This is a genomic window from Gemmobacter caeruleus (assembly GCF_008271655.1).
GTDB lineage: Bacteria > Pseudomonadota > Alphaproteobacteria > Rhodobacterales > Rhodobacteraceae > Gemmobacter > Gemmobacter caeruleus.
In genome coordinates, this window is the sequence record NZ_VKKX01000033.1 from 224,791 (window position 1) to 242,819 (window position 18,029).

The 18,029-nt window shown below is 63.7% G+C and carries 15 protein-coding genes; 11 read left to right on the plus strand and 4 right to left on the minus strand.

Going from position 1 to position 18,029, the window contains the following annotated elements; all coding sequences use genetic code 11:
* Window positions 1–11 precede the first annotated feature (11 nt).
* Genes mnmG through FOA17_RS11795 form a run of 4 tightly spaced genes read left to right on the plus strand, consistent with a single transcriptional unit; the run spans window position 12 to window position 4,231 of the window.
* Entirely contained in the window at window positions 12–1,880 is a 1,869-nt protein-coding gene (mnmG, locus tag FOA17_RS11780; RefSeq protein ID WP_149141688.1) for a tRNA uridine-5-carboxymethylaminomethyl(34) synthesis enzyme MnmG, read from the plus strand.
* Window positions 1,877–2,485 carry a 16S rRNA (guanine(527)-N(7))-methyltransferase RsmG gene (gene rsmG, locus FOA17_RS11785; protein ID WP_149141689.1) on the plus strand — a complete coding sequence of 203 codons (609 nt, stop codon included), beginning with the start codon at window positions 1,877–1,879 and terminating at the stop codon, window positions 2,483–2,485. Before mnmG ends, rsmG begins: the two co-directional genes overlap by 4 nt.
* The gene (locus tag FOA17_RS11790; protein WP_149141690.1) at window positions 2,478–3,302 is read left to right on the plus strand and encodes a ParA family protein; all 825 of its coding nucleotides are present in this window, start codon (window positions 2,478–2,480) and stop codon (window positions 3,300–3,302) included. The genes rsmG and FOA17_RS11790 overlap by 8 nt, the downstream gene beginning before the upstream one ends.
* Window positions 3,303–3,304: 2 nt before the next feature.
* Window positions 3,305–4,231 carry a ParB/RepB/Spo0J family partition protein gene (locus FOA17_RS11795; RefSeq protein ID WP_149141691.1) on the plus strand — a complete coding sequence of 309 codons (927 nt, stop codon included), beginning with the start codon at window positions 3,305–3,307 and terminating at the stop codon, window positions 4,229–4,231.
* A gap of 2 nt (window positions 4,232–4,233) precedes the next feature.
* Here FOA17_RS11795 and hemW read toward each other — a convergent pair whose 3' ends face one another.
* Genes hemW through rph form a run of 3 tightly spaced genes read right to left on the minus strand, consistent with a single transcriptional unit; the run spans window position 4,234 to window position 6,730 of the window.
* Window positions 4,234–5,421 (minus strand): radical SAM family heme chaperone HemW, encoded by a 1,188-nt coding sequence (hemW, locus tag FOA17_RS11800; protein ID WP_149141692.1) that lies wholly within the window; start codon window positions 5,419–5,421, stop codon window positions 4,234–4,236.
* Window positions 5,409–6,017, minus strand: a complete 609-nt coding sequence (rdgB, locus tag FOA17_RS11805; RefSeq protein WP_149141693.1) for an RdgB/HAM1 family non-canonical purine NTP pyrophosphatase — start codon at window positions 6,015–6,017, stop codon at window positions 5,409–5,411. The genes hemW and rdgB overlap by 13 nt, the downstream gene beginning before the upstream one ends.
* Window positions 6,014–6,730 (minus strand): ribonuclease PH, encoded by a 717-nt coding sequence (gene rph, locus FOA17_RS11810; protein ID WP_149141694.1) that lies wholly within the window; start codon window positions 6,728–6,730, stop codon window positions 6,014–6,016. The genes rdgB and rph overlap by 4 nt, the downstream gene beginning before the upstream one ends.
* 116 nt (window positions 6,731–6,846) lie before the next feature.
* Here rph and hrcA point away from each other — a divergent pair, with 116 nt between their 5' ends.
* Both hrcA and FOA17_RS11820 read left to right on the plus strand, forming a co-directional pair.
* Window positions 6,847–7,920, plus strand: a complete 1,074-nt coding sequence (gene hrcA / locus FOA17_RS11815; protein WP_149141695.1) for a heat-inducible transcriptional repressor HrcA — start codon at window positions 6,847–6,849, stop codon at window positions 7,918–7,920.
* Window positions 7,921–7,940: 20 nt separating this feature from the next.
* The gene (locus tag FOA17_RS11820; RefSeq protein WP_149141696.1) at window positions 7,941–8,474 is read left to right on the plus strand and encodes a nucleotide exchange factor GrpE; all 534 of its coding nucleotides are present in this window, start codon (window positions 7,941–7,943) and stop codon (window positions 8,472–8,474) included.
* A 37-nt stretch (window positions 8,475–8,511) separates the two neighbouring features.
* Here FOA17_RS11820 and mutS read toward each other — a convergent pair whose 3' ends face one another.
* A complete protein-coding gene (gene mutS, locus FOA17_RS11825) occupies window positions 8,512–11,166 on the minus strand; it encodes a DNA mismatch repair protein MutS (protein ID WP_162528247.1) in 2,655 nt (884 codons plus the stop codon).
* Between the two features lie 112 nt (window positions 11,167–11,278).
* Here mutS and FOA17_RS11830 point away from each other — a divergent pair, with 112 nt between their 5' ends.
* From FOA17_RS11830 to FOA17_RS11850, 5 genes are all read left to right on the plus strand, one after another.
* Entirely contained in the window at window positions 11,279–13,534 is a 2,256-nt protein-coding gene (locus FOA17_RS11830) for an NADP-dependent malic enzyme (protein WP_149141698.1), read from the plus strand.
* Between the two features lie 14 nt (window positions 13,535–13,548).
* The gene (locus FOA17_RS11835) at window positions 13,549–14,415 is read left to right on the plus strand and encodes a ribokinase (RefSeq protein WP_149141699.1); all 867 of its coding nucleotides are present in this window, start codon (window positions 13,549–13,551) and stop codon (window positions 14,413–14,415) included.
* A 155-nt stretch (window positions 14,416–14,570) separates the two neighbouring features.
* On the plus strand, window positions 14,571–15,518 hold the full coding sequence (locus FOA17_RS11840; protein ID WP_149141700.1) for a TAXI family TRAP transporter solute-binding subunit: 948 nt from the start codon (window positions 14,571–14,573) through the stop codon (window positions 15,516–15,518).
* Between the two features lie 59 nt (window positions 15,519–15,577).
* On the plus strand, window positions 15,578–17,665 hold the full coding sequence (locus tag FOA17_RS11845) for a TRAP transporter permease (protein WP_149141701.1): 2,088 nt from the start codon (window positions 15,578–15,580) through the stop codon (window positions 17,663–17,665).
* Window positions 17,662–18,027, plus strand: a complete 366-nt coding sequence (locus FOA17_RS11850) for a DUF1850 domain-containing protein (protein WP_149141702.1) — start codon at window positions 17,662–17,664, stop codon at window positions 18,025–18,027. Before FOA17_RS11845 ends, FOA17_RS11850 begins: the two co-directional genes overlap by 4 nt.
* The last annotated feature ends 2 nt before the right edge of the window (window positions 18,028–18,029 follow it).

An 18,029-nucleotide genomic window follows, 5' to 3' on the forward strand; every position in this document is an offset into this window, starting at 1 on the left:
GAGCGTTTCACGTGAAACATTTCGATGTCATCGTCATCGGCGGCGGGCATGCCGGATGTGAGGCAGCGGCGGCGGCGGCGCGGATGGGTGTGCAGACCGCGCTGATTACCCTGCGGCGTGAAGATCTGGGGACGATGTCCTGCAATCCCGCGATTGGCGGGTTGGGCAAGGGACATCTGGTGCGCGAGATTGACGCATTGGACGGTGTCATGGGTCTGGTCGCGGATCAGGCGGGGATACAATTCCGGCTGTTGAACCGGCGGAAAGGGCCGGCGGTGCAGGGGCCGCGCGCGCAGGCAGATCGCAAGCTTTACCGGGCCGCCATGACGGCGGCACTGGATGCCGAGCCGAGATTGACGGTGCTGGAGGCCGAGGTTGCCGATCTGCTGCTGGATGGGGACCAGGTGCGTGGCGTGCGGCTGGCCGATGGGGCGGAGGTCTTGGCGCAGGCGGTGATCCTGACGGCGGGCACCTTCCTGAACGGGATCATCCATATCGGGGATGTGCGACATTCGGCCGGGCGGATGGGGGACAGGCCCTCGATCTCGCTCGCGCAGCGTCTGGCGGAGATGGGCTTGCCGCGCGGGCGCCTGAAGACGGGAACGCCGCCGCGGCTGGATGGGCGAACGATCCGCTGGGAGGGGCTGGAGAGGCAGGACGGGGATGAGACGCCGACCATGTTCTCATTCCTCAATCGTGGCGGGCCGGTGGCGCGCCAGATCAGCTGCGGCATCACGCATACGAATACCCGCACGCATGAGATCATTCGCGAGAACCTGTCGCGTTCCGCCATGTATGGCGGGCATATCGAAGGGGTCGGGCCGCGCTATTGCCCGTCGATCGAAGACAAGGTCGTGCGCTTTGCCGAGAAGGAAAGCCATCAGGTATTCTTGGAGCCCGAGGGGCTTGATGACCACACTGTCTATCCCAACGGGATTTCGAGTTCGTTGCCGGTAGAGGTGCAGGAAGCTTATGTCCGGTCGATCGAGGGGCTGGAGGCGGTGACGATCCTGCAGCCGGCCTATGCGATCGAGTATGATTATTTTGACCCCCGCGGGCTGACGGAGACGCTGGAAAGCAAACGTTTCAAGGGGCTGTATCTCGCCGGGCAGATCAATGGCACGACGGGGTATGAAGAGGCAGCGGCGCAGGGCTTGGTGGCAGCGTTGAATGCCGCGTCTGGTGTCCTCGGGCGCGATCGGATCGTATTCAGCCGCACCGACAGCTACATCGGGGTGATGATCGACGATCTGATCACCTTTGGTGTGTCGGAGCCCTATCGAATGTTCACCTCGCGTGCGGAATATCGTCTGACGATTCGCGCAGATAATGCCGATCAGCGGCTGACACCTTTTGGTGTGGCGCGGGGATGTGTGCGGGAGGGGCGCCGCCAAGCCTTTGACGCGAAGATGGAGGCGCTGTCGCGTGGGCGTGATGCGCTTGCTGCGATTTCGTTTACCCCGAAACAGGCGCGGGAACTGGGCATCGAGGTCAGCCAGGACGGCGGGCGGCGCAGTGCGCTTGATCTGCTGACCTTTCCGGATGCGAGCGTGGATATGTTCGATACCCATGCTGCCGAATTCACCGCGCTTTCCCCGCTGATGCGGGAGCAAGTCCGTAATGATGCGCTTTATGCGCGGTTTGCTGAGCGGCAATCGGTGGATATCGCCGCGTTGCGCAAGGATGAGGCGACCCTCATTCCGGCGGATTTCGACTATGCTGCGCTTTCGGGTTTGTCCGGGGAGTTGACGCAAAAGCTCGTGCGGCAGCGACCTACGACTTTGGCGCAGGCGGGCCGGATCGAAGGGATGACGCCGGCGGCGCTAGTGCTGATCCTGGCGCATATTCGTCGCGGTCAAAGGAGTGTGGCCGCAGGATGACGACTAAAGGCATCAATGTTTCACGTGAAACACAGGAGAAGCTGGCGCTCTATGTTGATCTGCTGACCAAGTGGACCGCCCGTATCAATCTGATTTCCAAATCCACGATCCCGCATATCTGGGAGCGGCATATAGAGGACTCGCTGCAACTTGCGCGCTTTCTGGCGCCTGAACAGCGGGTCTGGGCGGATATCGGCTCTGGTGGCGGTCTCCCGGGGCTGGTTCTGGCGATTGCTGCGCTGGAACTGGCGCCCGATCTGTCATTTGATATGGTCGAGGTGGATCAGCGCAAGGCGACATTCCTGCGTGAGGTTGCGCGTCAGGTTGGGCTGCCGGTCCGGGTGCATGCCTGCAAGATCGAGCAACTTGCGCCGCTTCAGGCTGATGTTCTGTCGGCGCGGGCCCTTGCGCCTTTGGCCGAGCTTTGCGGACATGCCGCCCGTCATCTTGCGCCGCATGGAATGGCGATTTTTCCGAAAGGCGGAAACTACCTGAGTGAAATTGAACAGGCGCGGCAAAATTGGGATTTCCATATCCAGCAGCAGCCAAGTACAACCCTGTCCGAAGCCCGTATTCTGGTTCTGAGCAATATCCATCATGTCTGATCCCTCGCGCCCGCCGCTGCCCAAGATCATCGCCATCACCAATCAGAAGGGCGGCGTCGGCAAGACCACCACCGCGATCAATTTGGCGGCGGGTTTTGCCGAGCTTGGCGCGCGGGTCCTGATCGTCGATCTGGATCCGCAGGGGAATGCCTCTACGGGCCTGGGCGTGGAGCCGGCATCGCGTCAAGTGACCAGCTACGACGTTTTGCTCGAGGATCTGCCGATCGACGAGGCGGTCCAGCCGACGGTCATCCCCAATCTCTGGGTTTGCCCGGCCAATGCCGATCTGGCCTCTGCCGATATCGAGCTTGTCGCGAATGAAAAGCGGAGCTTTTTGCTGCATGACGCCCTGCGCGATGTGAAGATTGATGCGCTCGGGCTGGACTATGTGCTGCTGGACTGTCCTCCCTCGCTCAGCCTTCTGACGGTGAACGCGCTTTGCGCGGCGCATTCCGTGCTGATCCCGCTTCAGGCTGAATTCTTTGCGCTAGAGGGACTATCGCAGCTCATGCTCACCATTCGCACGGTGCGGGAGAGCGCAAATCCCGGTCTTCGGATTGAGGGTGTAGTGCTGACCATGTATGATGGGCGCAATAACCTGTCGCAACAGGTGGAGCGGGATGTGCGCCAGACGCTCGGGTCGCTGGTTTTTGATACGATCATCCCGCGCAACGTTCGCGTCAGCGAGGCGCCGTCCTTTGCGCTGCCGGTGCTGTCTTACGATGCGGCCTCGAAAGGGAGCGAGGCCTATCGCGGCCTTGCATTGGAAATTGCCACGCGCAATGGTTTCCGCGCGAGTTCGGCTGAAAGGAAATGAGCATGGAGCGCAAGTCGGATCGGCGGGGCTTGGGGCGCGGGCTTTCCGCGCTGATGGCGGATATCAATCTCGACAGCGCCCCCGTTGACACCGGAGCGGCCGCTGCCGGGCGACCCAAACGCGACATGATGCCGGTCGAAAAGCTGGAGGCCAATCCAGCGCAGCCTCGACGGCGTTTCTCTGACGATGATCTGCGCGACCTTGCCGATTCCATCCGCCTGAAGGGTGTCTTGCAGCCGCTGATCGTGCGGCCGATGGCCGGGCGTGATGGTATTTTTGAGATCGTGGCGGGCGAACGCCGTTGGCGGGCCGCGCAGATCGCACAAGTGCACGAAGTGCCGGTCGTCGTGCGTGATTTCGACGATGGCGAAGTGCTTGAGGTAGCGATCATCGAGAATATTCAGCGCGCCGATCTGGACCCGATCGAGGAGGCGCTGGCGTTTCGTCAGCTGATGGATCGTTTCGGCCATACGCAGGAAAAGCTGGCCGAGGCCCTTTCCAAGAGCCGGAGCTATATCGCGAACCTGTTGCGTTTGCTCGCTCTTCCCGATGAAGTGCGCGAGATGGTGTCGGATGGCCGCCTGTCTGCCGGCCACGCGCGGGCGTTGATCACTGTGCAGGATCCGGTCGAAATGGCGCGCCGCGTCGTTGAGAAGGGGCTTTCGGTGCGTGAGACTGAGGCGATGGTGCGGGCTCTGTCGGATCGACCTGAGCCAGTGAAGCGCGCGCGTAGCGCTGTTGCAAATCAGGAAGTTGATGCCGATACCCGTGCGCTCCAGCATGATCTGTCTGCCAACCTGAACATGTCGGTCACCATCCGGCATGAACCGGGTGGTGAGGTAGGGATCCTCAGCATCCGCTATAATACGCTTGAGGATCTGGATTTCCTGTGCCAGGCGCTGTCTGTTGCCAAGCGTGACATGTTCTAGGGCTACAGGGCCTCGACGAGCTTCAACAAAACAGCATTGAGCAGCGGACGGCCCTTCGGGGTTGTGCGCAGCCGATCTTCGGTATGTTCCAGCATGCCGAGTGTGGTCAGCTCCGCGACGATATCAGAGCTCGTGGTCAGGCCGGTCAGTCGTTGCAGCCGATCCAGTGCAACACCCTCCCTGAGCCGCAGACCCATGAGCAGAAATTCCGTGCCGATATCCTGTGCTGAGAGCGTGTGATCCAGATCTTCCAAGCGACCCGCGCTGGCCGCAGACAGCCACCCGGCTGGATCGCGCGCGGCAGCAGTCGCGATTCGCGCGTCTTTCAGCGTCACTCTCCCATGTGCGCCCGGGCCGATACCGATGAAATCGCCGGATTTCCAATAGATCTGGTTGTGCCGCGATTCCGCCCCCTCGCGTGCATGGTTGGAGATTTCATAGGCCGGCATGCCGGCGGCCTCACAAAGTTTCTGGGTCAGATCGTGGAAATCTGCCCCAAGGTCTTCGCTCGGCAGGCCCGGCAACAATCCACGCCGAAAGCGTTCGTTGAAGACGGTCCCTTCCTCAATTGTCAGTTGATAGAGTGACAGGTGATTGCTACCAAAGCTCAGAGCACGGGTGAGTTCGGCCTCCCAAGCCGCAAGTGTCTGGTTCTGGCGGGCATAGATCAGGTCAAAGGAGTAGCGATCAAACAGGTTCGCAGTCGTCTCCAATGCAAGCAGGGCTTCGGTGCTGCTATGGGTGCGACCGAGTCGGCGAAGATCTTCGTCATTCAGGGCCTGAACGCCGAGCGAGATTCTGTTCACGCCTGCATGTCGATAGGCGGCGAGACGCGCGGCCTCGACCGAGGTCGGGTTGGCCTCAAGCGTGATCTCGATATCATTCGCAAACCGCCATTCGCGCGCGGCCGTTTCCAGCAGCCGCTCCACCAACTTTGGCTCCATCAGTGAAGGCGTGCCGCCGCCAAAATAGATCGAATTGAGCGTTCGCTCTGGTGTCAATCGGGCATTACGGGCGATTTCCTTCACATAGGCATCGGCCCAGGCATTCTGGTCGATCTGCGCAGCGACATGGCTATTGAAGTCGCAATAGGGGCATTTCGAAAGGCAGAAAGGCCAATGAACGTAGAGCCCAAAGCCGCCTTGTCGCCAGTCGTCCTGCGTCGCAGCCGAGTGTTTCACGTGAAACATCCCGCCAGCAGCTTGCGGAAGGCATCGGCGCGGTGGCTGATCCGGTTCTTCAGTGCCCAATCCATTTCGCCAAAGGTGATGTCGTGGCCATCTGGGCGAAAGATCGGGTCATATCCATGCCCGGCCTCGCCGCGCATCGGCCAGACGATCTCTCCTTCAACAACACCCTCAAAGACCTCATCATGGCCATCTGGCCAGGCCATGACCAAGGTGCAGTGAAAGGCGGCGCGATATGGCGCTGACGTGCCGCTTGCCTGAAGCTCCGCCCAGACCCGCGCCATGGCAATATCAAACTGGCGGCCACTTGGCGTTTCCGCCCAATCTGCGGTGTAAACGCCGGGCGCGCCGCCCAAAGCCGCAACACATAGACCGGAATCGTCTGCCAGCGACGGCAATCCGGTTGCCGAGGCTGCCGCATGCGCCTTGATCCGGGCATTGCCGACGAAGCTGTTCTCGGTTTCAGCCGGCTCAGCCAGCCCCAACTCGCCAGCCGAAACCACCTCGATCTGCATGGGAGCGAGGAGGAGACGGATCTCCTCCAGCTTTCCCTTGTTGTGGGTCGCAAGAACCAGCTTCGATCCGGCGAGATTTCTCATCCCGCAATCGCCCGCGCCTGTGCGGCGAACAGCAAAGCGGCGCCGTGTTCGGCCAGATCCAGCAGTTGATCCATCTCTGCACGGCTGAAAGTGGCCCCTTCAGCCGACATCTGAACCTCGATCAGACGGTTATTGCCGGTCAGGATGAAGTTGCCATCGGTGCCTGCGGCGGAATCTTCAGCATAGTCGAGATCCAGCACGGGCTGACCGGCATAGATCCCGCAGGACACAGCGGCGACATGGTCGATGATCGGGTCCGAACTGATCACGCCAGCTTTCAGCAGACGATTGACGGCCAGGCGCAGGGCCACCCAACCGCCGGTGATCGAGGCGCAGCGCGTGCCACCATCGGCCTGGATAACATCGCAATCCACCACTATCTGCCGCTCTCCCAGGCCCGACCGATCAACGCCGGCGCGCAGCGAACGCCCGATCAGGCGCTGAATTTCCTGCGTGCGGCCGCTTTGCTTGCCGGCTGCGGCCTCGCGGCGGGTGCGGCTATGGGTTGCGCGCGGCAGCATGCCGTATTCCGCGGTCACCCAGCCCAACCCGGTATTCTTGAGAAAGGGCGGCGCCTTCTCCTCCAGCGTCGCGGTGCAGAGGACATGCGTATCCCCCATGCGGATCAGGCAGGATCCTTCGGCATGTTTCGTGACGCCGGTTTCAATGCTGACATCACGCAGTTGATCGAGGGCTCGTCCGGAGGGGCGCATGTTCTGTCCTTGTGTATAACTTTTCACCAGATATCCGCGCGGCGCAAACAAGTGCAACCGTTATTGACGTTGGCACCCGGCGCCTCCAAATTCGGAACAGGCCTTGGAATGGACGGATGATGGAGCGTTCACAACTGCTCTCGGAAATGAACGCGCGCTCGCGTGAGGTGTTTCGCCGGGTGGTTGAGGGTTATCTCGCCTCCGGCGATCCCGTTGGCTCGCGCACTTTGACGCGCGATTTTTCAGAGCGCATTTCGGCGGCGACCATCCGTAACGTGATGCAGGATCTTGAATATCTCGGCCTGCTGGGCAGTCCGCATGTCTCGGCGGGGCGGATTCCGACGCAGCTCGGCTTGCGGCTTTTTGTCGATGGATTGCTCGAGGTTGGCTCGGTCACCCATGCGGATCGTGAAATGATCGACGCGCATATGGGCGATGAGGCGGGCGATGTGGCGGCCCTGCTGGAGCGGGTCGGCACGACACTGTCTGGCGTGACGCGCAGCGCCTCGGTCGTGCTGGCGCCAAAGCATCAAGAGGCGGTGATCCGCCATATCGAATTCATTCACCTTGGCGCCGATCGCACGCTTGTCGTGCTGGTCTTCGCTGATGGCCATGTGGAGAACCGGATCTTCACACCGCCTGTCGGCCTGACCCCTTCGGCGATGCGCGAGGCGGCGAATTTTCTGAATGCGTTACTCGAGGGCAAGACCCTGTCCGATCTGCGCGGCTCCATCCGCAAGGACATCGCGGCGCGGCGGCAGGAAATTGATTCGCTTGCCGGTGCTCTGGTCGAAAGCGGCATCGCCCTATGGGAGAATGCGGGCGAGGCAGGTGAGCGGCTGATTGTCCGTGGTCGCGCTAATCTGTTGGATGGAACGCCCGTCGCTGACGATCTGACCCGGATTCGCAGCCTGTTCGACGACCTGGAGCGGGTGCGCGACATCTCCGACATGCTTGATCTGACCGAGCAGGGCGATGGCGTGCGCATTTTTATCGGGTCGGAGAACAAACTCTTTTCACTTTCCGGTTCCTCTTTGGTGGTCTCTCCCTATATGAACGCGGATCGAAAGATCATCGGCGCCGTCGGCGTGATCGGCCCGACGCGGCTCAATTACGGGCGCATCGTGCCGATCGTGGATTATACGGCGCAACTGGTCGGTCGGATGATCTCCGATCGCAGCCAGGGGTGAATGCGGAGAGAGGATGAAAGATGGCACAGGATCAGGCAGGGCCCAACGAGCTGAACCTGGAAGAATTCGAAGAGTTCATCGAGGCAGATGAACTGGCCGCCTTGCGCGCGGAACGCGACGAGTTGCGTGACAAATTCATGCGCGCGCTGGCCGATGCGGAAAACTCCCGCAAGCGGAGCGAGCGCGACCGGCGCGAGGCCGAACAATATGGTGGCTCGCGGCTCGCACGCGACATGCTGCCGGTCTATGACAATCTGCGCCGCGCGCTGGATTCGGTGAATGACGAGGCCCGTAGCCAGGCCGCCGCCGTGATCGAGGGCGTCGAGCTGACCCTGCGCGAGCTGACCTCGGTGCTGGGCAAGCATGGTGTCACCACCATCGCCCCCGCCATCGGCGATACCTTCGATCCGCAGATGCACCAGGCCATGTTCGAGGCGCCGGTGCCGGGCACCAAGGCCGGCCAGATTATCCAGGTGATGACCGAAGGCTTTGTGCTGCATGACCGCCTGCTTCGCCCCGCGCAGGTCGGTGTCAGTTCCAACACCGCCGGCTAAAGGGTGTTTCACGTGAAACGCGGGCGGGCGCTGATCCTCAGGTCAGCGCCCGCTTCAATTCGTACACCAGCTGCAAGGCCGCCATCGGCGTCAATTCATCAGGGTTCAACGCCGCCAGCCGCTGCTCCACCTCCGAGGCTTTGGGGGCCGGCGTGCTGACCGGGGCAGGGGGGGCGGCCCGGAACAGCGGCAGGTCGTCGATCAGCGCCTTCTGACGCTGACCGCCGGCCCGCTCTCCGGCCTCGAGCGCTTCCAGCACCACCTTGGCCCGGTCGATCACGGCCTTGGGCAGGCCCGCCAGCCGCGCAACTTGCACCCCATAGGACCGATCCGCGGCGCCCCGCTGCACCTCGTGCAGAAAGATCACCTCGCCTTCCCATTCCTTCACCGTCACGGTCGCGTTTTCCACGCCGGGCAACTTGCCCTTCAGCGCGGTCATTTCGTGGTAATGCGTCGCGAACAGCGCGCGGCAGCGGTTCACGTCATGCAGATGTTCCAGCGTCGCCCAGGCGATGCTCAACCCGTCATAGGTCGCGGTGCCGCGCCCGATCTCATCCAGAATTACCAGCGCGCGATCATCGGCCTGGTTCAGAATCGCGGCCGTCTCCACCATCTCCACCATGAAGGTGGACCGGCCCCGCGCCAGATCGTCCGAGGCGCCGACCCGGCTGAACAACTGGCTGACCAGCCCGATATGTGCCGCCCGCGCCGGCACGTAAGACCCCGCCTGCGCCAGCAGCGCGATCAAGGCGTTCTGCCGCAGGAAGGTCGATTTACCCGCCATGTTCGGCCCGGTCAGAAGCCAGATCGCCGGCGTGTCGCCTTCGGTCAAGGCGCAGTCATTGGCGATGAAGGGGGCGCCCTGCCGGCGCAATGCGGCCTCTACCACCGGATGCCGGCCGCCCTCGATTTGAAAGGCATGCGAGGCATCGACCCTCGGGCGGACCCAGTCCTCGCTCAGTGCCAGATCGGCAAGGGCGGCAATCACGTCCAGCTCTGCCAGCCCGCTCGCCGCCTGACCGATGGCGCCGGCTTGCGCCAGAACCTGCGCCCGCAGATCGGCGAAATGTCCCTTTTCCAGATCCAGCGCATGATTGCCGGCGTTCAGGATTCGCGTCTCCAGCGCGCTCAACTCCACCGTGGTAAAGCGCACCTGATTCGCCGTGGTCTGCCGATGGATGAAGGTCGCGTTCAGCGGCGGCGCCATCATCCGGTCAGCATGGGTTGTGGTGACTTCGATGAAGTAACCCAGCACATTATTATGTTTGATCTTCAGGCTCTGAATGCCCGTTTGTGTCACGAAATCGGACTGGAGCCCGGCGATCACACCACGGCCTTCGTCGCGCAGGCGCCGTGTGGCGTCCAGATCGCTGTCAAATCCGGTCGCGATAAAGCCGCCATCGCGGGCAAGCAGCGGGGGCTCATCCACAAGCGATTGATTTAACAGGTTTATTATATCTTCATTGCCGACAAGCTGCCGCGCGGCCGAAGCCAGAACCGGGTCTTCGCTGCCTGTCAGCTGATTGGCAATCAATGCCGCCTGCGACAGCCCGTTTCGGATCGCGGCAAGGTCGCGCGGCCCGCCCCGGTCAAGCGCCAGCCGCGACAGCGCGCGATCCATGTCCGGCACCCGGCGCAGCGAGTCGCGCAGCGTGTCGCGCAGGCGTGCAGCCTCCAGCAAGTTATCCACCGCATCATGCCGCGCCGCGATCAGCCCCACGTCGCAAGAGGGCGATGACAGACGCCGTTCCAGCAGCCGCGCGCCGCCCGCGGTCACCGTGCGATCCACCGCATCCAGCAGCGACCCGGCGCGCCCGCCCGACAGCGCGCCGGTGATCTCCAGATTGCGGCGGGTCGCGGCGTCGATCTGCATCGCACCGCACTGCATCTCGCGCTGCGGCGCGCGCAGCAGCGGCAGCTTGCCGCGTTGTGTCAGATCCAGATAATCGACCAGCGCGCCCATGGCGGCCAGTTCCGGCCGGGCGAAATTGCCAAAGGCCTCCAGCGTGCCCAATTGCCACAGCGCGCAAAGCCGCCGCTCGGCCCCGGCGGAATCGAAGGATCCGCGCGACAGCACGGTGACCGCGGCGCCCAGATCCTCGATCACCGGGCGCAAATCCGTGTCCATCGCCTCGCTGACCAGCACCTCGCGCGGGGCTAGGCGCGCCAGTTCGGGCGACAGGCGGTTGCGCGTGCAGGGCATGACCCGCAACTCGCCGGTAGAGATATCGGTCCAGGCCAGCGCCGCCTCGTCGCGCACCTCGGCATAGGCACAGAGGTAATTGTGGCGCCGCGCCTCCAGCAGCGTGTCTTCCGTCAGCGTGCCGGGGGTGACCAGGCGCACCACATCGCGCCGCACCACCGATTTCGACCCGCGCTTCTTGGCTTCGGCCGGGTCTTCCATCTGTTCGGCAATGGCCACGCGAAACCCCTTGCGGATCAGCGTCAGCAGATAGCCCTCGGCGGCATGCACCGGCACGCCGCACATCGGGATCGGCTCGCCCAGATGAAAGCCCCGCTTGGTCAGCGCGATGTCCAGCGCGGCGGCAGCGGCCACCGCGTCGTCAAAGAACATCTCGTAGAAATCGCCCATCCGGTAGAACAGGATCGCATCGGCATATTGCGCCTTGATCTCCAGATATTGCGCCATCATCGGCGTCACGGCGTCATCGGTCACGCGGAATTCCTCCATCAGCGTGACGACCCTACAAAAGCGCTTTCGCCGGGAAAAGCGGCAAACCGCAATTGGCAGGGGGCTGGCGGGGCGGTATGACGGCAGGGAACCCCAACAGGATGGCCCCCTGATGACCAAGACCAAGATCACCCCGGAAGAGGCGCTCGCCTATCACCTCGAACCCCGCCCGGGCAAATACGATATCGTCGCCTCTACTCCCATGGCCACGCAGCGCGATCTGTCGCTGGCCTACAGCCCCGGCGTCGCCGTCCCGGTCGAGGCGATCGCCGCGCGGCCCGAGACGGCCTATGACTATACGGTCAAGGGCAATATGGTTGCGGTGATCTCCAACGGCACGGCGATCCTGGGCCTGGGCAATCTGGGCGCGCTGGCCTCCAAGCCGGTGATGGAGGGCAAGGCGGTGCTGTTCAAGCGCTTTGCCGATGTGAACGCCATCGACATCGAGCTGGATACCGAAGACCCCGGGGAAATCATCAAGGCGGTCAGCCTGATGGGCCCCACCTTCGGCGGCATCAACCTTGAGGATATCAAGGCGCCGGAATGTTTCATCATCGAACAGCGCCTGAAAGAGATGATGGATATCCCGGTCTTTCACGACGACCAGCACGGCACCGCCGTGATCTGTGCCGCCGGGTTGATCAACGCGCTGACCCTGTCGGGCAAAAAGATCGAGGATGTGAAGATCGTCCTCAACGGCGCGGGGGCTGCGGGCATCGCCTGTCTGGAACTGCTCAAGGCCATGGGCGCGCGGCATGACAATTGCATCATGTGCGATACCAAGGGCGTGATCTATCAGGGCCGCACCGAGGGCATGAACCAGTGGAAGTCGGCCCATGCCGCCCGCACCGATGCCCGCACGCTGGAAGAGGCGATGGCGGGTGCCGATGTGTTCCTTGGTGTGTCGGCCAAGGGCGCCGTGACGCCTGAAATGGTGGCCTCCATGGCCGAAAACCCGGTGATCTTCGCCATGGCGAACCCCGATCCGGAAATCACCCCCGAAGAGGCGCATGCCGTGCGTGCCGATGCCATCGTGGCGACGGGCCGGTCGGATTACCCCAATCAGGTGAACAACGTCCTGGGCTTTCCCTATCTGTTCCGCGGCGCGCTGGATATCCATGCCCGCGCCATCAATGACGAGATGAAGATCGCCTGCGCCAAGGCGCTGGCCGAACTCGCGCGTGAGGATGTGCCCGATGAGGTCGCGATGGCCTATGGCCGCAAGCTCAGCTTCGGGCGCGATTACATCATTCCCACGCCTTTCGACCCCCGGCTGATCCATGTGATCCCGCCCGCCGTGGCCAAGGCGGGTATGGATACCGGTGTGGCGCGGCGGCCGATCGTCGATCTGAAGGGCTATGAGGCCAGCCTCAAGGCCCGGATGGACCCGACCGCCTCGATCCTGCAAGGGGTACATGCCCGGGCGCGCGCCGCGCAGGCACGGATGATCTTTGCCGAGGGCGACGACCCCCGCGTGCTGCGGGCGGCCGTGGCCTATCAGCGCGCCGGACTGGGCAAGGCGCTGGTCGTCGGCCGCGATAGCGATGTGCGCGAAAAGCTGGAGGCCGCAGGTCTTCAGGATGCCGTGCGCGAGCTGGAGGTGGTGAATGCCGGCAATTCCCGGCATCTCGACCAGTATCGCGATTTCCTCTACCAGCGTCTGCAACGTCAGGGCTTTGACGATCACGACATCCGCCGCCTTGCGACCCGCGACCGGCATGTGTTTTCGGCGCTGATGCTGGCCCATGGCCATGGCGACGGGCTGATCACCGGCGCCACCCGCAAATCCGCGCATGTGCTGAGCCTGATCAACCATGTCTTTGACGCCAAGGCGGCGGATGGGGCGGTGGGCGTCACGGCGCTCTTGCACAAGGGGCGGATCATCCTGATCTCTGACACGCTGGTCCATGAATGGCCCGAGGCCGAGGATCTGGCGCAGATCGCCATCCGTTCGGCCAGCGTGGCGCGCGGGCTGGGGCTGGAGCCGCGCGTGGCCTTCGTCAGCTTCTCCACCTTTGGCTATCCGGTGTCGGAGCGCGCGACCAAGATGCACGCCGCGCCCAAGGTGCTGGACCGGATGAAGGTCGATTTTGAATATGACGGCGAAATGGCGGTGGATGTGGCGCTGAACCCGCAGGCCCTGGCGCAGTATCCGTTCTGCCGCCTCTCTGGCCCGGCGAATATCCTTGTCGTTCCCGCGCGGCATTCGGCCTCGATTTCGGTCAAGCTGATGCAGGAAATGGCCGGGGCGACGGTGATCGGGCCGATCCTGACCGGGGTCAAGAAGCCGATCCAGATTTGTTCGACCAATTCGACGGTGAACGATATTCTCAACATGGCGGCGTTGGCCGCCTGCAAGATCGGCTGAAAACGGGGGGCGGCATGACGGTTTACAATCTGGGTTCGATCAATATCGACCATGTCTACCGCGTGCCGCATCTGCCCGCGCCGGGGGAAACCCTTTCGGCGCTGGCCTATACGCAGGGTCTGGGCGGCAAGGGCGCGAACCAGTCGGTCGCCGCTGCGCGGGCCGGGGCGCGGACGGTGCATATTGGTGCGATCGGGCCGAATAGTGACTGGGTGCGCGATGCGATGCGCGGTTACGGGGTCGATCTGGCCGGGGTTTCGCTGCTGGAGGAACCGACCGGCCACGCCATCATCAATGTCGATCCGGGCGCCGAGAATGCGATCGTGATCTATCCCGGCGCCAATCGGGCGGTGACCCCGGCAATGGTCGAAGCCGCGCTGGCCGAGGCCGGGCCGGTCGATACGCTGCTGATCCAGAACGAAACCTCGGCCCAGGCCGAGGCGGCGGCGGCCGCGCGGGCGCGTGGGCTCCGTGTGGTCTATTCTGCGGCGCCTTTCGACATCGACGCGGTCAAGGCCGCGCTGCCCCATGCCAGCCTGCTGGTGATGAACGAGATCGAGGCGGATCAGACCCGCGCCGCCCTTGGTGCGCTGCCGCCGCTTGATTGTCTGATCACCCGGGGCGCCAAGGGGGCAGAGTGGATTTCCGCCCGTGCAGAGCCGCTTTTCATGACGGCCTTCCGCGTGACGCCGGTCGATACCACAGGCGCGGGCGATACGTTCATCGGCACGCTGGCTGCGGGGCTCGATCTCGGGCTGGACCGCGCGGCGGCAATGCGGCTGGCCATGGCGGCGGCGGCGATCCAGGTCACGCGGGCGGGCGCGGCGCAGGCCATTCCTGACCGTGCCGAGGTCGATACCTTTCTGCGCGCCCAGGGCTGACCCGCGCCCGGGCAGAAACCTGCCACGGCACGGGCGGCCCCTTGCCCGGAAAGCGCTGGTTACGGGGCGGCTTGGGGTTGCCCCACGTGGCGGGCTTGCCCATGCTTGCCCCAGGCCTGCGAGGAGGCAGGCTTTGCAGATCAATGGGAGGAACCATGTCCAACCGCACCCGCTTTGCGGCAGCTTTCGCCTGCGCGCTTGCCGTCTATGCCCCTGCCGCCCAGGCAGAGGAATTCATCAACGTCCTGACTGGGGGCACCTCGGGCGTCTATTACCCGCTCGGCGTCGCGCTGTCTGACATCTATGCCAAGGGGATCGAGGGCGCGCGCACCCAGGTTCAGGCGACCAAGGCCTCGGTCGAGAACCTGAACCTCTTGCAGCAAGGCAAGGGCGAACTGGGCTTTGCGCTTGGCGATTCCGTCAAATATGCTTGGGAAGGCAATGCCGATGCCGGGTTCAAGCAGCCGCTGGACAAGCTGCGCGTCATCGCGGCGATCTATCCGAATTACGTCCAGATCGCCGCGCTGCAAGAGGCCGGCATCACCACGGTCGCCGATCTGAAGGGCAAGACCCTCTCGGTCGGTGCCGCGAAATCCGGGACCGAGCTGAATGCTCGCGCGATCCTGGCCGCGACCGGGCTGAGCTATGACGATCTGGGCAAGGTCGAATATCTGCCCTTCGCGGAATCGGTGGAACTGATGAAGAACCGTCAGCTGGAGGCGACGCTGCAATCCTCGGGGCTCGGCAATGCCGCGATCAAGGATCTGGCCTCGTCGCAGGCAATCACGATCGTCTCTATTCCTGCTGAAACGGTGGCGGCGATCGGCGCGCCCTATGTCGCAGCGACCATTCCCGCCGGCACCTATCAGGGGCAAGAGGCCGATGTGCCGACGGCGGCGGTGATCAATTATCTGGTCACCCATGCCGATGTCTCGGACGAAACCGCCTATCAGATGACCAAGCTGATCTTCGACAATCTCGACACGCTGAAGGCCGCCCATAGCGCCGCCGCCGGCATCAGCCTGGAAAGCGCCGCCAAGGATGCGCCGGTGCCGCTGCATCCGGGGGCCGAGCGGTTCTACAAGGAAAAAGGCCTGTTCTGAGCCTTGTCGGGCGGCCCCAGGGGGGCGCCCACGCATATCCATTTGGGAGGATGGATGGAATGACCCAACCCGATTCGACGGGCCAGGCCGCGCTGGTGCATGACCATGATCCGCTGGGGGCCGGATTTCCGCCCGGCGCGTTCGGGCGGGCGCTGTTCTGGCTGGCCGTGGTGTTTTCGGCCTTTCAGATCGCCATCGCGGCGCATCTGATCGACATGCCCAGCCAGGTTGCCCGGGCGCTGCATGTCGGTTTCCTCATGGCGCTGGCCTTTCCGCTTTTGGCGATTGCCAAGCGGATGGGGCCGGTTTCCCGGGCCGTCACCTATGCGCTTGCCGCGGCCGGCATCGCCGTCGCCGCCTATCAGGCGGTGGAATATACCGAATTGCTGCTGCGCGCGGGCGATCCGCTGCCGCGTGATCTCTGGGTCGGGGTTCTGGCGCTGATCGCGGTCTTTGCGGCGGCCTGGATGATGATGGGCCCGGCGCTGCCGATCATTTCGGGGCTGTTTCTGGCCTATGCGCTGTTTGGCGAATATCTGCCCGCGCCGCTCAATCATCGGGGTTACGATTTCGCGCAGGTGGTCGAACATCTGTCTTACGGGACCGAGGGCATCTACGGCATTCCGACCTATGTTTCCTCGACCTATATCTTTCTGTTCATCCTGTTCGGCGCCTTTCTGGAAAAGGCCGGGATGATCCGGCTGTTCACCGATGTTTCGCTGGGGCTGGTCGGGCACCGCACGGGCGGCGCTGCCAAGGTGGCGGTGCTGTCATCGGGACTGATGGGCACGATTTCCGGGTCGGGCGTGGCCAATGTGGTGACGACGGGGCAGTTCACCATCCCGCTGATGAAGCGTTTCGGCTACCGGCCCGCCTTCGCCGGCGGGGTGGAGGCGACGGCCTCGATGGGCGGGCAGATCATGCCGCCGGTCATGGGCGCCGTGGCCTTCATCATGGCAGAGACGTTGGGCGTGGAATATGTCGAAATCGTCAAGGCCGCGCTGATCCCGGCGATCCTCTATTTCGTCGGCGTGTTCTGGATGGTGCATCTGGAGGCCGGCAAACGCGGCCTGCGCGGCCTGTCGCGGGCCGAGTTGCCCTCGCCGCGCAAGGCGCTGCGCGAGGGGTGGTTCCTGCTCTTGCCGCTTGCGGTGCTGGTCTGGCTGCTGTTTTCCGGCTACACGCCGCTGTTTGCCGGCACGGTGGGGCTGGTGCTGACGGCGCTGCTGATCCTGGGCGGTTCGGTGGTGCTGGGCCTGCCCGAAGGCACGATCCGGGTGATCTTCTGGATCGGGCTGGGGCTGGTCGCCGCGGCGTTCTTCAAGCTGGGGATTGCGGTCGTGCTGGCCGCATTGGTGACGCTGATCGCGGTTTGCGCCTTCAGCGCAGGCGGGCGGGCGACACTGGCCCTGTGCCGCGACAGCCTGGCCGAGGGCGCGCGCACCGCCTTGCCGGTGGGCATCGCCTGCGCGCTGGTGGGGGTCATCATCGGGGTGATGACGCTGACAGGGGCCGCCAATACCTTTGGCCAGTTCATCGTGGGCGTCGGCAAAAGCTCGTTGTTCCTGTCGCTGATCCTGACGATGATCACCTGCATCATCCTGGGCATGGGCATTCCAACCATCCCGAATTACATCATCACTTCCTCCATCGCGGGGCCTGCCCTGCTGGAGCTGGGCGTGCCGCTGATCGTCAGCCATATGTTCGTGTTCTATTTCGGCATCTTGGCCGATCTGACACCGCCGGTTGCGCTGGCCTGCTTTGCTGCGGCACCGATTGCCAAGGAATCCGGGCTGCGGATCAGTCTGGAGGCGGTCAAGATCGCGGCGGCGGGTTTTGTCGTGCCCTTCATGGCGGTCTATACGCCGGCGCTGATGTTGCAGGATGGCGGGCCGATGGCGCAGGCGATCGGTTATTGGCCGGCCGTGGCCTATATCGTGCTGAAATCGCTGGTCGCACTGGCGCTTTGGGGTGTGGCCGTCATCGGCTGGCTGGGTCGGCCGCTGGGCGTGGCCGAGCGGGCTCTGGCCATGGTGGCGGCCTTCACGCTGGTCGCGGCGCTGCCCCTGACCGACGAGATCGGCTTTGCGCTGTTTGCCGTCTTTGCGCTGTGGCTCTGGCTTGGCCGGCGGCGGAGCCTGGCATGAGCGGCTGCCTGCTGGCCGGGGCGCTGCTGGTCGCGCTTGGCCCCGGCGGGGATTTCACGCTGGAATGGGCGCATTCGGTGGAAAAGACCCGCTGGCGGGAAAGCTGGCAGGTCACGCCCACCGGGCTGCGCCTGACCGAGGCGGCGGTGCAAGGGGCCGGCGCGGGGATGGAGCAGGGCGCGAATGGCCACGCCGAAGGTGGCTGGTGGGTGTGGCAACCCGATTTGCCGGCGGTGCCGCAGCTTGCGCTGGCGGCCTCGGGAATGACAGGGTCGGGCTGGCGGCTTTGCGGGGAACAGTGCCAGATGCTTGGCGCTGATGCCGCGGCGCCGCTGATCCTGCGCCCCTGTCCCAAGGATTGATC